Annotated in this window: 15 protein-coding genes and 1 pseudogene; 4 read left to right on the top strand and 12 right to left on the bottom strand. The window is 60.0% G+C overall.

Going from position 1 to position 20,038, the window contains the following annotated elements; translation table 11 throughout:
• Positions 1-82: 82 nt before the first annotated feature.
• From purH to CJF39_RS02665, 11 genes and pseudogenes are all read right to left on the bottom strand, one after another.
• The gene (gene purH, locus CJF39_RS02615) at positions 83-1,690 is read right to left on the bottom strand and encodes a bifunctional phosphoribosylaminoimidazolecarboxamide formyltransferase/IMP cyclohydrolase (RefSeq protein WP_094992033.1); all 1,608 of its coding nucleotides are present in this window, start codon (positions 1,688-1,690) and stop codon (positions 83-85) included.
• Between the two features lie 81 nt (positions 1,691-1,771).
• Positions 1,772-2,092, bottom strand: coding sequence for a DNA-binding transcriptional regulator Fis (gene fis, locus CJF39_RS02620; protein ID WP_019408796.1), 321 nt, complete (start codon positions 2,090-2,092; stop codon positions 1,772-1,774).
• Entirely contained in the window at positions 2,089-3,102 is a 1,014-nt protein-coding gene (gene dusB / locus CJF39_RS02625) for a tRNA dihydrouridine synthase DusB (protein WP_094992034.1), read from the bottom strand. Before dusB ends, fis begins: the two co-directional genes overlap by 4 nt.
• 195 nt (positions 3,103-3,297) lie before the next feature.
• Positions 3,298-4,527, bottom strand: a complete 1,230-nt coding sequence (locus tag CJF39_RS02630) for a DUF3426 domain-containing protein (protein ID WP_094992035.1) — start codon at positions 4,525-4,527, stop codon at positions 3,298-3,300.
• Positions 4,528-4,557: 30 nt separating this feature from the next.
• Positions 4,558-5,436, bottom strand: coding sequence for a 50S ribosomal protein L11 methyltransferase (gene prmA, locus CJF39_RS02635; RefSeq protein ID WP_094992036.1), 879 nt, complete (start codon positions 5,434-5,436; stop codon positions 4,558-4,560).
• 516 nt (positions 5,437-5,952) lie between these two features.
• Positions 5,953-7,311 carry an acetyl-CoA carboxylase biotin carboxylase subunit gene (gene accC / locus CJF39_RS02640; RefSeq protein ID WP_094992037.1) on the bottom strand — a complete coding sequence of 453 codons (1,359 nt, stop codon included), beginning with the start codon at positions 7,309-7,311 and terminating at the stop codon, positions 5,953-5,955.
• 17 nt (positions 7,312-7,328) lie between these two features.
• Positions 7,329-7,790, bottom strand: a complete 462-nt coding sequence (gene accB, locus CJF39_RS02645) for an acetyl-CoA carboxylase biotin carboxyl carrier protein (protein ID WP_094992038.1) — start codon at positions 7,788-7,790, stop codon at positions 7,329-7,331.
• 25 nt (positions 7,791-7,815) lie between these two features.
• Positions 7,816-8,271 (bottom strand): type II 3-dehydroquinate dehydratase, encoded by a 456-nt coding sequence (gene aroQ, locus CJF39_RS02650; RefSeq protein WP_019408789.1) that lies wholly within the window; start codon positions 8,269-8,271, stop codon positions 7,816-7,818.
• Positions 8,272-8,389: 118 nt separating this feature from the next.
• Positions 8,390-10,162, bottom strand: a complete 1,773-nt coding sequence (locus CJF39_RS02655) for a protein-disulfide reductase DsbD (protein WP_094992039.1) — start codon at positions 10,160-10,162, stop codon at positions 8,390-8,392.
• A gap of 114 nt (positions 10,163-10,276) precedes the next feature.
• Positions 10,277-10,792 (bottom strand): annotated as a pseudogene (locus tag CJF39_RS23595) (methyl-accepting chemotaxis protein); the annotation flags it as partial.
• 1,499 nt (positions 10,793-12,291) lie between these two features.
• Positions 12,292-13,962, bottom strand: a complete 1,671-nt coding sequence (locus CJF39_RS02665) for a GGDEF domain-containing response regulator (RefSeq protein ID WP_094992041.1) — start codon at positions 13,960-13,962, stop codon at positions 12,292-12,294.
• Between the two features lie 285 nt (positions 13,963-14,247).
• Between CJF39_RS02665 and CJF39_RS02670 the strand changes: the two genes are divergently transcribed.
• The 4 genes from CJF39_RS02670 to speA all read left to right on the top strand — a co-directional run bounded on the left by CJF39_RS02670 (position 14,248) and on the right by speA (position 18,589).
• Positions 14,248-15,315: a DUF2333 family protein gene (locus CJF39_RS02670; protein ID WP_094992042.1), complete on the top strand. Its 1,068-nt coding sequence runs from the start codon at positions 14,248-14,250 to the stop codon at positions 15,313-15,315.
• A gap of 3 nt (positions 15,316-15,318) precedes the next feature.
• The gene (locus CJF39_RS02675; protein ID WP_094992043.1) at positions 15,319-15,852 is read left to right on the top strand and encodes an NUDIX hydrolase; all 534 of its coding nucleotides are present in this window, start codon (positions 15,319-15,321) and stop codon (positions 15,850-15,852) included.
• A 231-nt stretch (positions 15,853-16,083) separates the two neighbouring features.
• The gene (locus CJF39_RS02680; protein WP_094992044.1) at positions 16,084-16,455 is read left to right on the top strand and encodes a translation initiation factor Sui1; all 372 of its coding nucleotides are present in this window, start codon (positions 16,084-16,086) and stop codon (positions 16,453-16,455) included.
• Between the two features lie 217 nt (positions 16,456-16,672).
• Complete coding sequence (gene speA / locus CJF39_RS02685; protein WP_094992045.1) at positions 16,673-18,589, top strand: arginine decarboxylase; 1,917 nt, start codon at positions 16,673-16,675, stop codon at positions 18,587-18,589.
• A 71-nt stretch (positions 18,590-18,660) separates the two neighbouring features.
• On the opposite strand, the gene CJF39_RS02690 is transcribed toward speA, so the two are convergent.
• Positions 18,661-20,010, bottom strand: a complete 1,350-nt coding sequence (locus CJF39_RS02690; protein ID WP_094992046.1) for an MATE family efflux transporter — start codon at positions 20,008-20,010, stop codon at positions 18,661-18,663.
• Positions 20,011-20,038: the final 28 nt, after the last annotated feature.

Genomic DNA, 20,038 nt, shown 5'->3' on the forward strand with positions numbered 1-20,038 from the left:
GCGCAGTCGCCTATTGGCAATACACATCATCGAGGTCGGCCCCTGCGCAGCAGAGGCCGGGTTCAGAACGGTCGTCGCCTAATTAATGACGGAAATGGCGCATGCCGGTGAACACCATGGCAATACCGGCTTCATCAGCCGCGGCGATGACTTCGTTGTCGCGCATCGAACCGCCTGGCTGGATCACCGCAGTAATGCCGGCTTTGGCTGCATTGTCGATGCCGTCACGGAACGGGAAGAACGCGTCCGAGGCCATGACCGCGCCCTGAACCTGCAAACCTGCGTGCTCGGCCTTGATGGCTGCAATGCGTGCCGAGTTGACGCGGCTCATCTGGCCAGCGCCCACGCCGATGGTCTGACGGCCCTTGGCGTAGACAATGGCATTGGACTTCACGTATTTGGCCACTTTCCAGGCAAAGATCAGGTCGTGGATCTCTTGTTCGGTCGGTGCGCGTTGGGTCACGACTTTCAGGTCTTCGCTGCCGATCATCTCGATGTCGCGACTTTGAACCAGCAGACCACCATTCACACGCTTGAAGTCCCACGCCGGGGCGCGGTTCTCGCTCCACTGGCCGCAAGCCAGCAGGCGCACGTTGGCTTTGGCGGCCACGATGGCGCGGGCTTCTTCGCTGACGGACGGGGCGATGATGACTTCAACGAACTGACGCTCAACGATGGCTTTGGCCGTTTCGGCGTCCAGCTCGCGGTTGAAGGCGATAATGCCGCCGAACGCAGACTCGGTATCTGTGGCGTAGGCCAGTTCGTAAGCCTGACGGATGCCGCCTTCGGCGTCCGGGCTTACGGCAACGCCACACGGGTTGGCGTGCTTGACGATCACGCAGGCTGGTTTGACGAAACTCTTCACGCATTCCAGCGCAGCGTCGGTATCGGCCACGTTGTTGAACGACAGCTCTTTGCCTTGCAGCTGGGTAGCCGTGGCGATGCTGACTTCGGCCGGTTTGGCCTCCACGTAGAACGCCGCTTTCTGGTGCGGGTTCTCGCCGTAGCGCATTTCCTGCGCTTTGATGAACTGGCTGTTGAAGGTACGCGGGAACTGGCCGCGGTCTTCGGTGCTCAGGGTGTCAGCCGTCTGGTTTATGGTGCCCAAATAGTTGGCGATCATGCCGTCGTAGGCCGCCGTGTGTTCGAACGCCTTGAGCATCAGGTCGAAGCGCTGGGCGTACGTCAGGCCGCCGGCCTTGAGGTTTTCCAGCACATTGGCGTAATCGCTGGCATTGACCACGATGGCGACGTCTTTGTGGTTCTTGGCCGCAGAACGCACCATGGTCGGGCCGCCAATGTCGATGTTCTCGATGGCGGTCGGCAGGTCGCAACCGGGCTTGTTGATCGTTGCTTCGAAGGGGTAGAGGTTGACCGCAACCAGATCGATCGGCTTGATGCCGTGCTCGTTCATGATGTCATCGTCAATACCGCGACGGCCCAGGATGCCGCCGTGGATTTTCGGGTGCAGGGTTTTCACCCGGCCGTCCATCATTTCCGCGAAGCCGGTGTAATCGGCGACTTCAACTGCGGCCACACCGTTGTCTTGCAACAACTTGAATGTACCGCCAGTGGACAGGATCTCGACGCCGAGGGCTTCCAGTTCACGGGCGAAATCAAGGATTCCGGTTTTGTCGGAAACGCTGATTAGAGCGCGGCGGATCGGCAGGCGGGTAGTCTGATCGGTCATCTCGATTTCCATCAAAAGCAAAGGAGTCAGCAAAAAAGGCGGCCCGTTTTACGAGGACGCCTTTCAGGTTTGATTGAATGCTTACAGCAGATCGTACTGTTTGAGTTTCTTGCGCAGGGTGCCGCGATTGAGCCCCAGCATCTCGGAAGCCTTGGTCTGGTTGCCCTTGACGTAGTTCATGACGCATTCGAGCAAGGGGGCCTCGACTTCGGAAAGAACCAGGTTGTACACGTCCGTGACTTCAGCGCCCTCCAGGTGGGCGAAATAGTTGTGCAGCGCCTTTTCGACACTCCCGCGAAGGGTCTGGCCTTCTTCGCTCGGTGTATTGAGGTGCTGTTTCAAATTGACGTTGTCGCTCACGGGCGTTGTTCCACTCACTAATGTCTCGGTCATCATCGTCATGCGGCCACCCATCCTTCGTCCCCTGTCCCCAGGCTCTTGTGTCGTTCGGCGAAAAACGCCTGAACGTTGGCGCATTGTGCTTCCGTATCTTCTAAACGATTGAAGTGGGCGCGAAACTCCTTGGCGCCCGGCAAGGTTGCGAGATACCAGCCGACATGCTTGCGGGCAATGCGAACGCCCAACACCTCCCCATAGAAGGCATGCAATGCGGCCAGATGCTCTAGCAGAATACGTTCCACTTCGCTCATCTCCGGTGCCGGCAATAGCTGCCCGGTACGCAGAAAATGATCCACTTCGCGGAAAATCCAGGGCCGCCCTTGAGCCGCCCTGCCTATCAACAGTCCATCTGCGCCGGTCGCGTCGAGGACGTGACGGGCCTTGTGGGGTGAATCGATGTCGCCGTTGGCAAAGACCGGAATCGACACCGCCTGCTTGATCGCGGCGATGGTGTCGTACTCCGCTTCACCGGTGTAGAGGTCAGCACGGGTTCTGCCGTGAACCGCCAGTGCTGTGATGCCGGCCTGTTCGGCGATTTTTGCCACGGTCAGGCCGTTTTTGTTGTCCCGGTCCCAGCCGGTACGGATCTTCAGGGTGACCGGCACATCAACCGCAGCCACGACAGCCTGCAGGATCTCGTTCACCAATGCTTCGTCTTTCAGTAGCGCGGAGCCGGCAGCCTTGTTGCAGACCTTTTTTGCCGGGCAACCCATGTTGATATCAATGATCTGTGCGCCCAGTTCCACATTGGCCCTGGCGGCGTCTGCCAGCATGTGCGCATCACCGCCGGCGATCTGTACCGAACGGGGCTCGGGATCACCGTCGTGAATCATGCGCAGGCGCGATTTACGGCTGTTCCAGAGACTCATGTCACTGGTGACCATTTCCGAAACAACCAGGCCTGCACCCATTCGTCGACAAAGCTGACGAAAGGGCTGATCGGTGACACCCGCCATCGGGGCGAGGATCAAACCGTTGTGCAATGTATATGGGCCGATGCGTACCGCCGACATAGGACTTCCCTGTTGTGGGGCCGGATCTTGGGAGTTCGAAAAAGGGTTGGCATGATACCCGCTCTCGATGACCGGATAAAGACGCAATTGGATAAAAATTGAACAGCGGGCCAATGCAAGAGTCGCCTATGGAGGCGCTAAAAGCAGGTCGCTGTTCAGGGGGGGCTCAAGCGTTCGGCCAAAAAAGCGGGCTTTTCATTCCGGAGAATGGAAACTCAAGCTGTAATTCACCGCTTTTGGCCCCGGATCCAGAATATCCAGTGCCACGTGGATCGGGGTTTGAGGTGGCATTTCAGCCTTGCCCGCCATGTCCCCGCTCAGGTACTCGCCGGGTTTGAAACGACGACTGGCAATCATTTTTCCGTTGAGGTCCGCAAAACGCAGCTCCAGCAAGGGGAAAGGTTGCGAAAAGGGCGCGCGGTTATAGAGGATCGCATCGACCACCAGCGCTCCGGCAAACTCAGGGTGACTGCGCACGACCAGATTGCTGCTTTTGATGCGGTCGATGTCAACCTTGGACGGCACGGTGCAACCGAGAGTCGGGCACAGTTGCTGGAAAATCGGGCGGTATTGGTCCTGGCGGGCCAGTTCTTCAAAGTGGTAGGCAATGTATTGGCCGCCCAGCGCAGCGGCGGCCACCAATACCAGCAATAACCACAACAGGCGCTTGCCCCAGGGTGTGCGGCGTTTTTGCCAGTCGAGGTGCAGTGGATCGTCGACCAGGTTTTGCAGAACCTCTTCTCGTACCCCCGGTTCGTGCCGCTTGCGTTTGTCCTTGAGGACAGATGGCGGCGCCAATGGCTCGTCGTCATCGTCATCATCCACGGCCGACAGGTGCATCAGCGGCGGCTCCGAATCCTTATCCAGCGATAGCTGAAGGGGCGGAGTGTCATCCGGATCGTCGAGGTCCAGGGACAACGACGGTTCGGTACGGCCAGCCTCGGCAGGCTCAACATGCGCAGGTTCTGCCTCGATGGCTTCGGCGCGCTCGGCGGCCGATTCGCTGAACAGGCTGTCCGACCACTGGCTTTCTTCGTTGGCATCGCTGTCGCGACGTGCGCTCAGCGTATCTTGCTTGCTGGCAGAGGCCTGGCCGAAGCTTTTGCTGGGCTGAATCTCCAGCTCTTCAAGCCGGGCCAGTTCTTTGTCCAGATCCAGATGGTCGAGGTCCAGCTCAGAAGCCTGCCATTGTTTCTGGCTGATGGGCTCAGGCTGGGCAGGCGGCTCGACGGGCTGAGGCGCGGCGACAGAAACAGCGGTTTGCTGTTGCTTTTCAGCGCTCTTGTTGAGCAGTTGCTGCGCAGCATTGAACACCTGCAGGCAAGCGCCACAGCGCACCACGCCGCGGGCCATGCTCAATTGAGAATGGTTGACGCGGAAGCTGGTTTGGCAATGTGGGCACTGTGTTACGAAGCTATCGCTCATGCGGCCACCCGGATTAGACAGGCGTGCATTCTAGCGCCGACGACCACTGATGCGCACCCAGCCATCGCGATTGGCGATCGGGTCCAGATCAAAGTCTTGCGCGTAGGCTGCTGCCACTTCGTCGCCTTGCTCGGCAAGGATGCCGGATAGCGCCAGACGGCCACCTGGCTTGACCAGGCTCGACAGTTGCGGCGCCAGGGCGACCAGCGGACCGGCCAGAATGTTGGCCACCAGTACGTCTGCCTGAACGGGGGGCAGGTCTTCTGGCAAATACAGCGGGAACAACGCCTCAGCGATGTTGTTACGGCCTGCGTTGTCGCGCGAGGCTTCGAGTGCTTGTACGTCGATGTCAGTGCCGACGGCCTGTTTGGCGCCCAGCAGCAACGCGGCGATGGCCAAAATGCCCGAGCCGCAGCCGAAGTCCAGCACGTTGCAGTCTTTGAGGTCCTGGCCGTCGAGCCACTCAAGGCACAGCGCCGTGGTCGGGTGGGTGCCGGTGCCGAACGCCAGGCCCGGGTCGAGCAGCAGGTTCACAGCCTCGGGTTCAGGTGCGGCGTGCCAGCTCGGCACAATCCACAGGCGCTGGCCAAAACGCATGGGCTGGAAGTTGTCCATCCAGCTGCGTTCCCAGTCCTGATCTTCGATGACTTCAGCGTGATGTTCCGGCAATGGCGCACCGGTCAGCAGTGCCAGATGGGACAGGACGAGTTCGGCTTCAGTGCCGCCTTCGAACAGTGCCAGCAAGTGGGTGTGCGACCACAGCGGGGTGGTGTTGAGCTCGGGCTCGAAGATCGGCTGGTCTTCGGCATCCATAAATGTGACCGAAACAGCACCGACTTCGAGGAACGCGTCTTCGTAGGTTTCGGCTTGTTCCGGGCTGATGGCGAGGCGTACTTGCAGCCAAGGCATGGCGGGCACCTTTGAAAAATAGGAATGTGCAGCCAGCGGGCTGCGAGAAGCGCGCAAGTTTACGCCAACGCAGGCCACCCTGCTATGGCAGGCCATCTGTAGGGGTGTGCCAGGGCCATTCGAGCAGGAATTCGAATTGGGCGGATGGTGCTTATGGACACGTCCTACATACCGTGATCGCCAATCTGGGCACTCTCTTCCTGATTACTGTGTATGAGGTTCATTCATTCAATGACTGGGCTTCATGGTTCTCAGCCGTGCTCCCTTTAGGGGCTACGTAAAAGAAGAGGCTTATGGCTCGGGGCTATGTTGTGACCGGTTTGATCATCATCGCCTCCGATCTCCCCGATTGCACAGGCGATAACCCCGCGAATAAAAGTGCAAACAATGAGCGCCATGCCTTCACCCATCGCTTCTACGCGGCCTGAATCAGTTCGGTAGTCGGGTACTCAAAAACCTGGAACCCCGGACACAACAAAGCCGCTCGAAAGCGGCTTTGTTGAGCAGAAAACAAACTTACTGGTTAGCCAGTTTGTGTTCCAGGTAGTGAATGTTGACGCCGCCTTCGCAGAAGCCTTCGTCATTCACCAGATCGCGGTGCAGCGGGATGTTGGTTTTGATCCCGTCTACCACGATTTCGTCCAGGGCATTGCGCATGCGCGCCATGGCTTCGTCACGGGTCGAGCCCCAGGTGATCAGCTTGCCGATCAGGGAGTCGTAGTTGGACGGAACCTTGTAGCCGCTGTACAGGTGCGAATCGACGCGAACGCCGTTGCCGCCCGGTGCGTGGAAGTGCTTGACCATGCCAGGGCTTGGCATGAACGTGGCCGGGTCTTCCGCGTTGATCCGGCACTCCAGGGAGTGACCGTGAATCTTCACGTCGTCCTGGGTGAAGGACAGCGTGTTGCCTGCCGCAATGCTCAACATCTCTTTCAGGATGTCGATGCCGGTGACCATTTCGGATACCGGGTGCTCTACCTGCACGCGCGTGTTCATCTCGATGAAGTAGAAACGACCGTTTTCGTACAGGAACTCGAAGGTGCCCGCGCCACGGTAGTTGATATCGATACAGGCCTGAACGCAGCGAGCCAACACTTCCTGGCGGGCTGTTTCGTCGATACCCGGCGCCGGCGCTTCTTCCAAGACTTTCTGGTGACGGCGCTGCAGCGAGCAGTCGCGGTCGCCCAAGTGGATCGCGTTACCCTGGCCATCGGAAAGCACCTGAACTTCCACGTGACGCGGATTGGTCAGGTATTTTTCGAGGTAGACCATCGGGTTGCTAAACCAGGCGCCCGCTTCTTCGCGGGTCTGCTTGGCGGCTTCGATCAGGTCTTCTTCGCGGTTCACCACGCGCATGCCGCGACCACCGCCGCCGCCAGCGGCTTTGATGATCACCGGGTAGCCGACTTCGCGGCCAATGCGCAGGGCGGTTTCAGGGTCTTCGGGCAGTGGGCCGTCGGAACCTGGAACCGTTGGAACGCCCGCAGCGATCATGGCGTGCTTGGCCGATACCTTGTCGCCCATCAGGCGAATGGTGTCAGCTTTCGGGCCGATGAACGCAAAACCGGATTTCTCCACCTGCTCGGCAAAATCGGCGTTTTCCGCCAGGAAGCCGTAGCCCGGGTGGATCGCCGTGGCGCCGGTCACTTCGGCTGCCGCGATGATGGCCGGGATGTGCAGGTAAGACAGGTTGGCTGGTGCCGGACCGATGCAAACGGTTTCGTCTGCCAGGCCCAGGTGCATCAGTTCCTTGTCAGCAGTGGAGTACACCGCGACGGTCTTGATGCCCAGTTCCTTGCACGCCCGCAGGATGCGCAAGGCGATCTCGCCGCGGTTGGCGATGAGAACTTTTTCCAGCTTCTGAGGCTTCAACATCGTTGGCTCCCCGTGGTTCAAACGATGGTGAACAGCGGTTGGTCGAACTCAACCGGCTGACCGTTCTCGACCAGGATGGATTCAATAACACCGGCTTTTTCAGCCTGGATGTGGTTCATCATTTTCATCGCTTCAACGATGCAGATGGTGTCGCCGACCTTAACGGTCTGGCCCACTTCCACGAACGCTGGCGAGGTTGGCGACGGCGTGCGGTAGAACGTACCCACCATTGGCGACTTGACTACAAAACCGTTCAGTTTTGGTGCAGCCGGTGCGTCAACTACGGTTGCTACCGGGGTCGCGGCAACAGGAGCAGCGGCCGCCGGAGCTTGCATTGGAGCCGGTGCGTAGAACTGCTGAGCAGGAGTCTTGCTGTGACGGCTGATGCGTACGGACTCTTCGCCTTCTTTAATTTCCAGCTCGTCGATGCCGGACTCTTCCAGCAGTTCGATCAGTTTCTTAACTTTACGGATATCCATGAATCGTCAACTCCCAATGGGTCGGTCAGGGGCGTTTAGCTTGTAGTTCAAGCTGTTCCAGGGCGGCCTCCAGGGCCAGTCGATAACCGCTGGCGCCAAGGCCGCAGATCACACCTACCGCAACGTCGGAGAAGTAGGAGTGATGGCGGAAAGGTTCGCGTTTGTGCACGTTGGACAAATGCACTTCGATGAATGGGATGCTCACCGCCAGCAGCGCGTCACGTAATGCCACGCTGGTGTGGGTAAAAGCAGCCGGGTTGATCAAAATAAAATCCACGCCTTCATCGCGTGCGGCATGGATGCGATCGATCAATTCATACTCGGCATTGCTTTGCAGGTAGAGCAAATGGTGGCCGGCCTCGCGGGCCCGTTGTTCGAGATCCTGATTGATCTGCGCCAGGGTAGTGGCGCCGTAGACGCCCGGCTCGCGGGTGCCCAGCAGGTTCAGGTTGGGGCCATGCAGCACCAGAAAGGTCGCCATCTGCTTTTCCTTGTTATGTCAGTGCGGGGCGACTATGCCCAAAAGCGTAAACGCTGTCCAGTTAACTGCAATAGCCAGCACGATGCCCGATGTTCACGCAAAGTTTGTGACTCAGGCTTTAAATCTGGTCATTTGCTTTCGCAACACGTTCGGCGAAGTCCGCGGCATTGATCTCACCGATGACCCGTTGGTCACTGATTTCGCTGCCGTTTTTGGCAAAGAACATCAGTGCCGGCGGGCCGAATAATTGGTAGCGGTCGAGCAGGGCGCGTTGCTCGGGATTACTGGCCGTGATGTCAAAACGCACCAGTCGATAACCCTTGAGCAAATCCAGCACGTGCGGGTTATTCAACACCTCGTGCTCGATGACTTTGCAGCTGATGCACCAGTCGGCGTACCAATCCAGCAACAAGGGCTGACCCGCGGCCTTTGCTTCGGCCAGTGCTGCATCCAGCTGTTGCGGGGTGCTGACGGTTTGCCATTGAGTTGTTACGGGTTCGGCACTGCTATCGACGGCCGTGGACGTCTGGACTGTCAAAGGCTTGAGTGGATCGTCTTGCCCGCTCAAGGCGCCGTACCAACAGAAGAGGGCATATACCAGCAAGAAAAGGCCCAGCAGTTGGGCCAGACGTTGGCGTGGTGATTTAAACGCAAACTCCAGCGTGCCCAGAAACAGGCTGACACCTGCCGCCAGAAAACCGATCAACAGCAGGGTAGCCGGGCCCGGCAGCACCCGGCTGAGCAACCCCACCGCCAGCCCCAGCAACAACACGCCGATGGTGTTTTTCACGATCACCAGCCACGGGCCGCTTTTGGGCAGCCAGGCCGCGCCGCCGGTCGCCACCAGCACCAACGGGGTGCCCATGCCGAGCCCCAGCACCAGCAGCTTCAAGCCACCGCCCAGCGCATCGCCGCTGGCGCTGATATACAGCAACGCACCGGCCAGAGGCGCCGATACGCACGGCGAAACCAGCAAGCTGGAAACCACGCCCAGCACGGCGGCGCCCCACAGCGAGCCACCCTGAGTGTTATTGGCCACACGGTCCAGGCGATTACTGATGGCACGTGGCAGTTTGAGTTCGAACACCCCAAACATCGCCAGCGCAAACACGGCAAAAAACAGCGCGAAGGGCACCAGTACCCACGCCGACTGCAGGCGCGCCTGCAGGTTGAGCTGCGCACCGAACATTCCCATCAGGGCGCCGAGCAGGGCAAAACAGGCCGCCATGGGCAGCACGTAGGCCAGCGACAGGCTGAAACCGCGCCACCCGCCCACTTGGCCCCGCAGCACCACGCCCGACAGAATCGGCAGCATCGGCAGAACGCATGGGGTAAAGGTCAGGCCCAGGCCCGCAAGGAAAAAGATCGCCAGTTCTCGCCAACTCCAGGAGGTGGCGGGCGCTTTTGAAGTGTCATCCAACGCGGCGGGCGTGCTTTCGATGTTCAAACGCACGGTTTCGGGCGGGTAGCACAAGCCCTTGTCGGCGCAGCCCTGATAGGTCACGACAAGCGTGAAGGCGCCTTGAGCGTTCGCCGGGCGCGGCACGTCCACGTCGACAATGCCGTGATACACCTGCACATCGCCAAAATACTCATCATGCTTGGGTTCGCCTGGCGGCAGTTGGACCGGGCCGATGGCGATATCGGCGGGGGCGGTCTTGAACGCGAAACGGTGCTGGTAAAGGTAATAACCGTCGGTCGGCACAAAACGCAGCTTGATGTTATCGGGCGTGCTTTCGATCAGGTTGAGCTTGAACGCCTCGCTGACCGGCAGAAAATCGCGGCTGTTGTTGACCGCGCCCAATGTGGCGCTTGGACGATTATCGAGCAGCCCCGCGCCCATGGCGGGCACGGCGACGAGCAAACACAGAAGCAAAAACAGGCGGCGCATAGTGATCTCGCTTATCAAACGTGCGCGCATGATAGCGGAGTGAGAAACGCTGTGCCGAGCGAGGCCGGCCGCTGAGGGGAAGCGCCTGCATGGCAACCACCCGCTTGCCTGGCATTACACCCGAAACGCCTGCACGGCAGCATTCAACTCGCTACCCAACACCAATAATCGCTCACCTTGCTGGCGCCCCTGGCCTATACGTTGCAAGTTATCGTCACCCAACTGATGGATGCGCTCACTGTGGTCGCGGATTTCACTGACTGCGCCACTTTGCTGGGCGGTGACGTCTGCGATGCGAATGGCCGTATTGGAAATGGTGACGATCGCGTCGACGATTTCATCCAGCGCGCCATCGGCTGCCTGCGCCTGTCGGGCCGTGGCCTGAGCATGCACGACCTGAGCGCGCATGCCCTCCACTGACTGGCGGGCAGCTGTTTGCAACCCTCCGATCAGGGTCTGAATTTCGCCAGTCGCGCCTGCTGTGCGTTGGGCCAGGGTGCGCACTTCTTCGGCGACCACCGCAAACCCGCGTCCCATTTCGCCGGCACGGGCAGCTTCAATGGCGGCGTTGAGCGCCAGCAAGTTGGTCTGTTCAGCGATGGAACGGATTACCGTCAGCACGCCGCCGATGGTGGCCGACTCTTCGGCCAGTTGCTCGATCATTTGCGCGTTGCTTTGCACTTCGCCCACCAGCGCATGCAGCCCGGTCAAGCTTTGACCAATTACCCGCTGGCCCTGTGCAACCGCAGTCCCGGCGCTGCGGCTGGCATCGGCCGCCTGACTGGCGTCGCCCGCCACTTGTGAAATGGTCGCTTCCAGTTCACCCAAGGCGTCGCGGATTTGGGCCGTATCGCCTGCCTGACGCTCGGCGCCACTGTGCAAGCCGTTACTCACCTCGGCCAGCGCCTGACTGCTGCCTGCCACTTGCTCGGCATTGACGCGCAAGGTGCCTACCAGATTGACCAGATAGTTGCGCAGGTGATTGAGCGAGGCCTGGATATCGCGCAGTTCACGATTGGTCTTGCCCAGTTGAATGTCGTGGCTGAAATCCCCTTGCGCCCAGGTCGACAGCAGCGGCGCCAGTCGGGTCAGCACATTGGCCAGTCTGCGCTGCAACGTGTCGATCAGTAGGGCGATCAGCAAAATCAGGGCAATCATCGCCCCCTGAATCAGCCGCACTTCGTTTTGAATTTGCCCGTGTTCGGCGCGTACGGCTGGCTCCAGCCCGGCGATGGCCTGTTGCACTGCGCTCAACTTCTCATGGGTGGCGTCAGCCAGTTGAGTGCGTTGTTCGATCTGGCTGCGGGTGCGCTGCAACTCGGCGGGATAGCGGCTCAGCAGGTTGTTGAGTTCGCGCTTGAGGCTGATGCCTGCGTCCTCCGTCGCGCCCGTTTGTTGCGACTCAAGGCCCATCAAGGCCGCAAAATCGTCACGGCCCGAGTCGCTTTTGGTGCTGACCCCCAGCAAGGGCAGCGCATCGATGGTGCGCGCTTGCGCACGCAGGGCGTCCAGTTCGCGGGCCACGTCCGCGGCCAGTTCACTGCGCCCGCTACTGACCAGTTTGTCGCGGCTTAAAGAGAGCTTTGCCAAGTGTTGGGAAGCATTGAGCAGCGGCATCAGGTAAGCGTGAGCATCGGCGCCGGTGGCTTGATTGGCGTACTGGCTGAGTTGCTCCAGATTGGCGCCCAGCTCCCGCTCGGCCTGCAGCAGTAACGCTTGCGGGTCACCGGCCAGTTTGCCCGCTGCCAACAGCTCGTTGGCGCTGTAGGTACTCAGGTTTTCGAGGCTGGGGCGCAGGGCGTTGGACAGCGCAGCAGGGAGCGGGGTCAGTTCGGTTTCCAGTGTCTTGAGCGCGCGCGTGGCACCGCTCAAGCGCAGGGCGTCGCCGCTGGTCAGGTAATCCTCAATATTGCGCGCTACCTGGTTCTGGAACTGTTGGGACAGGCTCAAGTAGCGTTCCATCAGTTGAAACGGTCGTTCAAGCGCGTGTTGCGACCACCCGAGGGTGGCGCCGAGGGCAAGGCACACGGCGACCAGCAACAGGGTGTTGAGGTTGGTAAGCAGCTTCAGGCGCATGTGGAATTTTGCCTACGACGCAATGAGAAGCGGCTGAAGTTATTGCACCTGCGTTACAGCGATGTGACGGCGTCCGGCAAGGTCGCAGAAATAGTGGCAATTGGCCTTTTTGCATGGAATCGCTCGATCCGGTTGCGCCCGTTGTGCTTGGCGCGGTACAGCGCTTCGTCAGCCTGGGAAGCCATGACCAGGCCGTCTGTGTCGTCTTTAAGTTCCACCACGCCCGCGCTGAAGGTGCAGCATAAGTCCTTGGGTTGGGCCGGATAATGAATCTCCGAGAAGCGCTCGCGGATGGTGTTCAACACCGCATGGGCCGCTTCTTGATCGGTGTCTGGCATCACAATCGCAAACTCTTCGCCGCCATATCGCCCAATAAAATCGGTCTTGCGCAGACGCTGTTTAAGGAACAGCGCCAGGCTTTTAATCACCCTGTCGCCCATCGGATGGCCGTAGGAATCGTTGACGCGCTTGAAATGATCAATGTCGATCATGGCAAAGCTCAGCGGCCGGTCTTCGCGGCGGGCGCGGAAGGTGCAATCTTCGAGCAGTTGCAGGATATGCGTGTGGTTGTACAGGCCGGTCAGGCTGTCGCGCACCATGCGCGCTTTTAAATGCCGCGCGCGGGCAGCGCGATTGCGCACGGTGGTGATCAAGTGTCGCGGCTTGATCGGTTTGGTCAGAAAGTCGTCGCCGCCCTCGCTCATGGCGTCCAGTTGTTTGTCCAGATCGTCTTCAGCCGACAGATAAATGATCGGTACGCTCACGTAGCGATCATTGTGGCGAATCACCTTGGCCAGTTCGGTGCCGGTGCAGGCGGGCATGTACATGTCGAGGATGATGAGGTCGGGCTGGAAGTCGGCCAGTTCGGCCATGGCCTGAATCGGCTCAATCAGGGTGCGGGTCACGATCCCGGCACTGTTGAGCAGGCGTTCGGTGTGCAACGCCTGAGCCCGGGAATCATCGATGATCAGCACTTTGTACGGTTCGTACTGCGCGACGCAGGTCAGTACCTCGATTTTTTCCATCAGGCTCGAGGCTTCGAGGGTGCCGGTCAGAAACTCTTGCCCGCCAGCGCGCACGGCGGCCAGGCGGGTAGGGGTGTCGGTTTCGTGCAGGCTGAAAAACAGCAGCGGCAATTTTTGCTCAAGCCCTGACTGCGCTTCAGCCGCGAGCAGCAGCCCGTTGCCGGAACCGCTGAAATCCACGTCCATCACAATCGCGGAGGGCAGGCGCTCACCCATGGCGCTGCGAAAGGCATTCACGCTGGGCAGTGATTGCGCGCCCAAGCCGAAAAATTCCAGTTGTTTGGCCAGTCGTTCGGCCCGGTCATGGTCCTGAAGCAGGATGTACACGGGCTTGCGCAGCGGCGGCAGGAAGGTGTGGTCCAATTGATCGCCGTGGCGCAAACCGGTCCGCGACAAACGCTGCATCAAACGATTGAGTTCTGTGATCAGCGTGCTGCTCAGGCGCCCGCGGTTGGCCTCGACCTGCTGCAATGCCTGGCTGATGGCGCGGGCCAGTTGCGAGTGCTCGGGTTGCTCAAAGCGTTCGGCAAATCGCAGCAAGCGCAGGTTTGCATCGCTGAGTTCAGCAAGGTCGCAAGGAGCCCACTCATTGCCCTGCAAGCGCTGCCAGATCTCAAGAATTTGACGTGCCTGATGGATGACCCGCTGGGCAAAGTGGTTCTTGAGGCGCTCGCGGCTCGGGTCTTCTTGCTCGGTCATATCCTGGCTGCTTCGTGAGGGGGCATGCTGAGGTTCGACTAGTGGCTCTATGCTAGCAGCTCTTTGGAAATGCACGAGCCCTGACGCGAAATTTACGCAGGCCCGGTTACATTTATGCGTCGCGATGTGTGTGGCGGTGCTGTGAGCATCATTTATAGTGGCCCCCGCCTGTCGCAAGCGCCTTGTTGCAGATCAACCGGCCTTCGATTAAAAACAGGCAGATGAGGCACGATGGGTTAGGGTTGTGGTCGAACCGTTGAATTCAGTAATCGAAAGGATATAGCCATGCTGGACTGGAAAAAACGTGAGGGCAGTGCCCACGAGTCGGTCAAGGAGACCAGGACAGAGCCGCGTGGCTATTTCAAAAGCATCTTGCTGAGCCGCTCCATTGCAACCCTGTTGGTTGTCTATGTGCTGGTATGCCTGGGGCTCGGCTGGTATTGGAGCCAGGAGCCGGATCTGTTCCCGGTGCAGCAAAACGCCCAGCAGGCTGCCGAGCGTGAAGGCAAGCAAATGGTGCCGGGCTTCACCACCGTCGAAACCCTGAAAACCGTGGCCGGCACGTTGCTCAACAAACCGGGCGGTTACCTGTCCAATGACCGTTTTCCACCAGGCCTTGTGCTCGACAATATTCCGAGCTGGGAATACGGCGTGCTGGTGCAAGTCCGCGACCTGACCCGTGCCCTGCGTAAAGACTTCGCCCGCTCCCAGTCGCAATCGGCTGAAGACGCGGATCTGGCCAAGGCCGAACCGCGTTTCAACTTTGACAACAAGAGCTGGATGCTGCCGTCGAGCGAGTCCGAGTATCAGGAAGGCATCAATTCGCTGAGTCGCTATCAGGCCCGCTTGTCTGACCCGAACCAAAAAAACGCGCTGTTCTATGCCCGTGCCGACAATTTGAACAACTGGCTGGGTGACGTGGGCACGCGCCTGGGTTCGCTGTCGCAGCGTCTGTCTGCCAGTGTGGGCCGGGTCAAACTTAACAGCACGCTGAAGACCGAATCGTTGCAGCCGGGTCAAGTGCCGGTGGTTGACGAAGAAGTCGTCGAAACCCCCTGGATGCAAATTGATAACGTGTTCTATGAAGCGCGTGGTCAGGCCTGGGCCTTGTCGCACCTGTTGCGTGCCATCGAAGTCGACTTTGCCGACGTGCTGGCTAAAAAGAATGCAACCGTCAGTGTCCGTCAGATCATCCGTGAACTGGAGGCTGCTCAAGAGCCGGTCTGGAGCCCGATGATCCTCAATGGCAGCGGCTACGGCATGCTCGCCAACCACTCACTGGTCATGGCCAACTACATTTCCCGCGCCAACGCGGCGGTCATGGACCTTCGTCAATTGCTTTCACAGGGTTAGGTGATGGCTATTTCACCCGAGGAGGCCGCCCACCGTGCGGCCTCTGATGCCGAGCAGGTGGCTTGGGTCGATCGCGAAGACACGCTGCTGGGCGGATTGCCCCGTGCCGAGCTTCGTGATCGGGGGTTAATCGGGCGCGGCACGTTCATTTTGTTGTTCAACTCGTCCGGCGAGCTGTGCGTGCACCAACGCACGATGAGCAAGGCGCTGTATCCGGGTTATTGGGACGTGGCGGCTGGCGGCATGGTCGGGGTGGACGAAACCTATGCCGAGTCAGCGGCCAGGGAGCTCCACGAAGAGCTTGGCGTCAGTGGCGTACCGTTGACGGCGCACGAACGCTTTTACTTCGACTGCCCGGACAACCACCTGTGGTGCGCCGTGTTCTCGGCCGTGTGGGACGGGCCGTTGCACGTGCAGCCCGAAGAGGTCCAGCAAGCCTGCTTCATGCCCGTGGAGCAAGCCTTGCGTTTGAGTCAAACCCAGCCGTATTGCCCGGATTCACTGGCGGCGCTCAAGCGTTATCTCGAGAGCGCCTGATTGCAGCCTTGTCCCGCGCAAGCGACCCAACGCGATACAAAAAAATTGCGCCGATTGGCTCTTGGGCACCGGCGAATTTGTCGTTACACTGCGCGACCTTTTTCAGGCTCAAGCGGCGTCCCCGCCTGAGTTGCGCTGCCCCTGCCAGAGTGGGGCTTCGCGGTCGGTATCCCATGGCGCTCCCGCGTCCTGCACCGGCCAATTTTTTGTCCTCCATCTAGAGGATTGCCGGTGGCCAAAAAAGCCGCATCCTTCGCCGCCCTTGGTGGCCTGGTATTTTCCACCGACGCAGGTCGTCACTGTCCGGACTGTCGCCAGCCGGTGGACGCCTGTACCTGCAAACAGACCCGCATCCCCGACGGTGACGGCATCGCTCGCGTGCGCCGCGAAAGCAAAGGCCGTGGCGGCAAGACCGTGACCACCATCACCGGTGTGCCGCTGGCTGAAGACGCGCTCAAGGAGCTGGCCACCACGTTGAAAAAACGTTGTGGCACCGGTGGTGCGTTGAAAGACGGCATCATCGAGATCCAGGGCGATCACGTCGACCTACTGCTGGCCGAACTGGTCAAGCATGGGTTCAAGGCCAAAAAGTCCGGCGGTTAGCAGCCTCTGTGAAAGCCACCGTTGAGCGCGCCTGTTGCCCTGCCGGGCTGACAGGTGTTGCGCGGCCATGGTTTTCACAGAGCCTGTTATGACGGGTTTCTAAACTCCGCGCTGTTGCCAGGGTCTACCTTGCACAGACGAATCGTCACTTTCACGCCTTAGACTGCGCCAGCCTGGTTTCAGGTTGGGCTATTTGACTTATATATAGGGGACTTCGATGTCCGTACGACGCACACGCAAAGACGATGGCAGCCAATGGACAGTTGCGGACAGCCGCAGCGTTTATGGGATTCGCCATTGGGGGGCCGGATATTTCGCGATCAATGAAGCCGGTCGCGTAGAAGTACGTCCGAACGGCCCGAACAGCTCGCCCATCGACCTGTACGAGCAAGTTGACGAGTTGCGCAAAAGCAGCGGTCTGTCCTTGCCGTTGCTGGTGCGCTTTCCCGATATCCTGCAAGACCGTGTACGCCAGCTGACCGGCGCTTTCGATGCCAACATCGCGCGTCTGGAATACCAGAGCCAGTACACCGCGCTGTACCCGATCAAGGTCAACCAGCAAGAGGCCGTGATTGAAAACATCATCGCCACCCAGGACGTGTCAATCGGCCTTGAAGCCGGTTCCAAGCCTGAGCTGCTGGCCGTGCTGGCGCTGGCCCCGAAAGGCGGCACCATCGTCTGCAACGGTTACAAGGACCGCGAGTTCATCCGTCTGGCGCTGATGGGCCAGAAGCTGGGCCATAACGTGTTCATCGTGATCGAAAAAGAATCCGAAGTGGACCTAGTCATCGAAGAAGCAGCATCGCTCAAGGTCAAGCCGCAGGTCGGCCTGCGCGTGCGCCTGTCGTCCCTGGCATCGAGCAAGTGGGCAGACACCGGCGGCGAGAAATCCAAGTTTGGTCTGTCGGCGGCACAGTTGCTGTCGGTGGTCGAGCGTTTCCGCACGGCGGGTCTGGACCAAGGCATCCGCCTGCTGCACTTCCACATGGGTTCGCAGATCGCCAACCTGGCTGATTACCAGCACGGCTTCAAAGAGGCGATTCGCTATTACGGCGAACTGCGCAACCTCGGTCTGCCGGTTGACCACATTGATGTGGGCGGCGGTCTGGGCGTTGACTACGACGGCACGCACTCGCGCAACGCCAGCTCGATCAACTACGACATGGACGATTACGCCGGTGTGGTGGTGGGCATGCTCAAAGAGTTCTGCGATGCGCAGAGCTTGCCGCACCCGCACATTTTCTCCGAGAGCGGCCGCTCGTTGACCGCGCACCACGCCATGCTGGTGGTGCAAGTGACCGACGTCGAGAAACACAACGACGACGTGCCGGTGATCGAGAACAAAGAAAGCCTGCCCGAAACCGTGCAGTGGCTGATCGACCTGCTGGGCCCGACCGACATCGAGATGGTGACCGAAACCTACTGGCGCGCCACCCACTACATGAGCGACGTGGCTGCCCAGTATGCCGATGGCAAAATCAGCCTGGCCGAAAAAGCCCTGGCCGAGCAATGCTACTTTGCCGTGTGCCGTCGCCTGCACAACTCGCTCAAAGCGCGTCAGCGTTCGCACCGTCAGGTGCTGGACGAACTCAACGACAAGCTGGCCGACAAGTACATCTGCAACTTCTCGGTGTTCCAGAGCCTGCCGGACACATGGGCAATCGGCCAGGTATTGCCGATCCTGCCGCTGCACCGCCTGAACGAAGAGCCGCTGCGCCGCGCCGTGCTGCAAGACCTGACCTGCGACTCCGACGGCAAGATCAAGCAATACGTCGACGAGCAGAGCATCGAAACCAGCCTGCCGGTTCACAGCCTCAACGAAGGCGAAGATTACTTGCTGGGCATCTTCTTGGTGGGGGCCTATCAGGAGATTCTGGGTGACATGCACAACCTGTTCGGTGATACCGACTCGGTGAACATCTACCAGAAGGCAGACGGCAGCGTGTACCACGCCGGTATCGAGACCCACGACACCATCGAAGACATGCTGCGCTACGTGCACTTGTCGCCTGAAGAACTGATGAACCACTACCGCGACAAAGTGGCCAGCGCCAACATCAGCGTCAAAGAACGCGCCCAGTACCTCGACGCCCTGCGTCTGGGCCTGACCCGTTCCTCGTACCTGTCTTCGTAAACCGTTCCAAGCCAGATAAAAACGCCGCCCTCGGGCGGCGTTTTTTATGCGCGCACAATCCCCCCTCCGGTTCAGGTGTTGGGGTTGAACCACTGATCCCTGCGCTGCATCCCCCATGCATACCCCGCCAGCGTCAGACTGCGCAGCACCATGAACAACAGGAAACTTATCCACAGCCCGTGGTTGCCGAAGCCTTGCATCGCCCACGCGACAGGCAGGGCGATGATGACGCTGATGACCATGGCATTACGCATTTCGCGGGCGCGCGTGGCGCCAATAAAGAGCCCGTCCAGCAGGTAACTCCACACGGCAATCAACGGCAGCAGCGCCAGATACGGCACGTATTGAAAGGCTGTTTCGCGCACGCTCGGGATGTCAGTTTGCACCGTGATAAACAGGTGCCCGCCAAACAGAAACAACACCGCAAAACCTGCGCTGGCGATCAGCGACCAGCCACTGGCGACCACCATTGAACGGCGCAAGGCCGTGCGGTCCCTGGCGCCGATGGCGTGACCGCACAGGGCCTCCACGGCATGGGCCAGGCCGTCGAGCGCATGGGCCGCCAGCAGTAAGCCGTTGAGCAGCAGTGCGTTGGCCGCCACGGTGGCATCGCCCAGCCGCGCACCTTGCAAGGTAATGAGGAAAAACACCGATTGCAGCATCAGGCTGCGGATGAAAATGTCGCGGTTGACCCCCAGCAACGGCTTCCAGTTTTGCCACACGCGTAACGCCTGCCACACCACCTTGCCCGGAAAGTGCCGCAGCGCGCCGCGTGTCAGCCACAGCCCGAGCAGAGCGCCGCTCCACTCGGCAATCACCGAGGCACGGGCCGACCCGACCACGCCCCAGTCCAGCCCCAGGACAAACCAGAGGTTGAGCGCGATATTCACCAGGTTGGTGGTGAGCAAAATCCCCAGCGGGGCCCGGGCGTTTTGCGTGCCGAGGAACCAGCCCACCAGCGCATAGGTGGCCAATGCGCCGGGCAGGCCAAACAGGCGGGTATAGAAGAAATCCAGCGTCAGCGCGTGCAACGCGGGGGAGGGCTGCATCACGGTCAGGGCAAGGCTGCTGAATGGCAGTGCGATTGCCCCTAAAAATAGCGAGAGGAGCACACTGAGCAGCAAACCCTGTAACAGAATCTGGCGCAGCGCCGTGCCATCGGCCCGCCCTGCAGTTTGGGCCGCGAAACCGGTGGTGCCCATGCGCAAAAAGCCCATCATCCAGGCCAGAAACACATATAGGCTGGCGCCCACGGCTACGGCGCCCAACTGATGCGCGTGGGGCAGGTGGCCGATGACCGTACTGTCGACCAGCGCCACCAGTGGAACGGAAATATTGGACAAAATCATCGGCGCCGCCAGCGCCCACACCCGTCGATGGGTGAGGCGGTCGCGCCAGTCAGCAAGTAGGGAAGACGACATGCAGGCTCCTTGAGGGAGCGGCATTGTA

It is taken from the genome of Pseudomonas lundensis (genome assembly GCF_002269125.1).
Classification (GTDB): domain Bacteria; phylum Pseudomonadota; class Gammaproteobacteria; order Pseudomonadales; family Pseudomonadaceae; genus Aquipseudomonas; species Aquipseudomonas lundensis_A.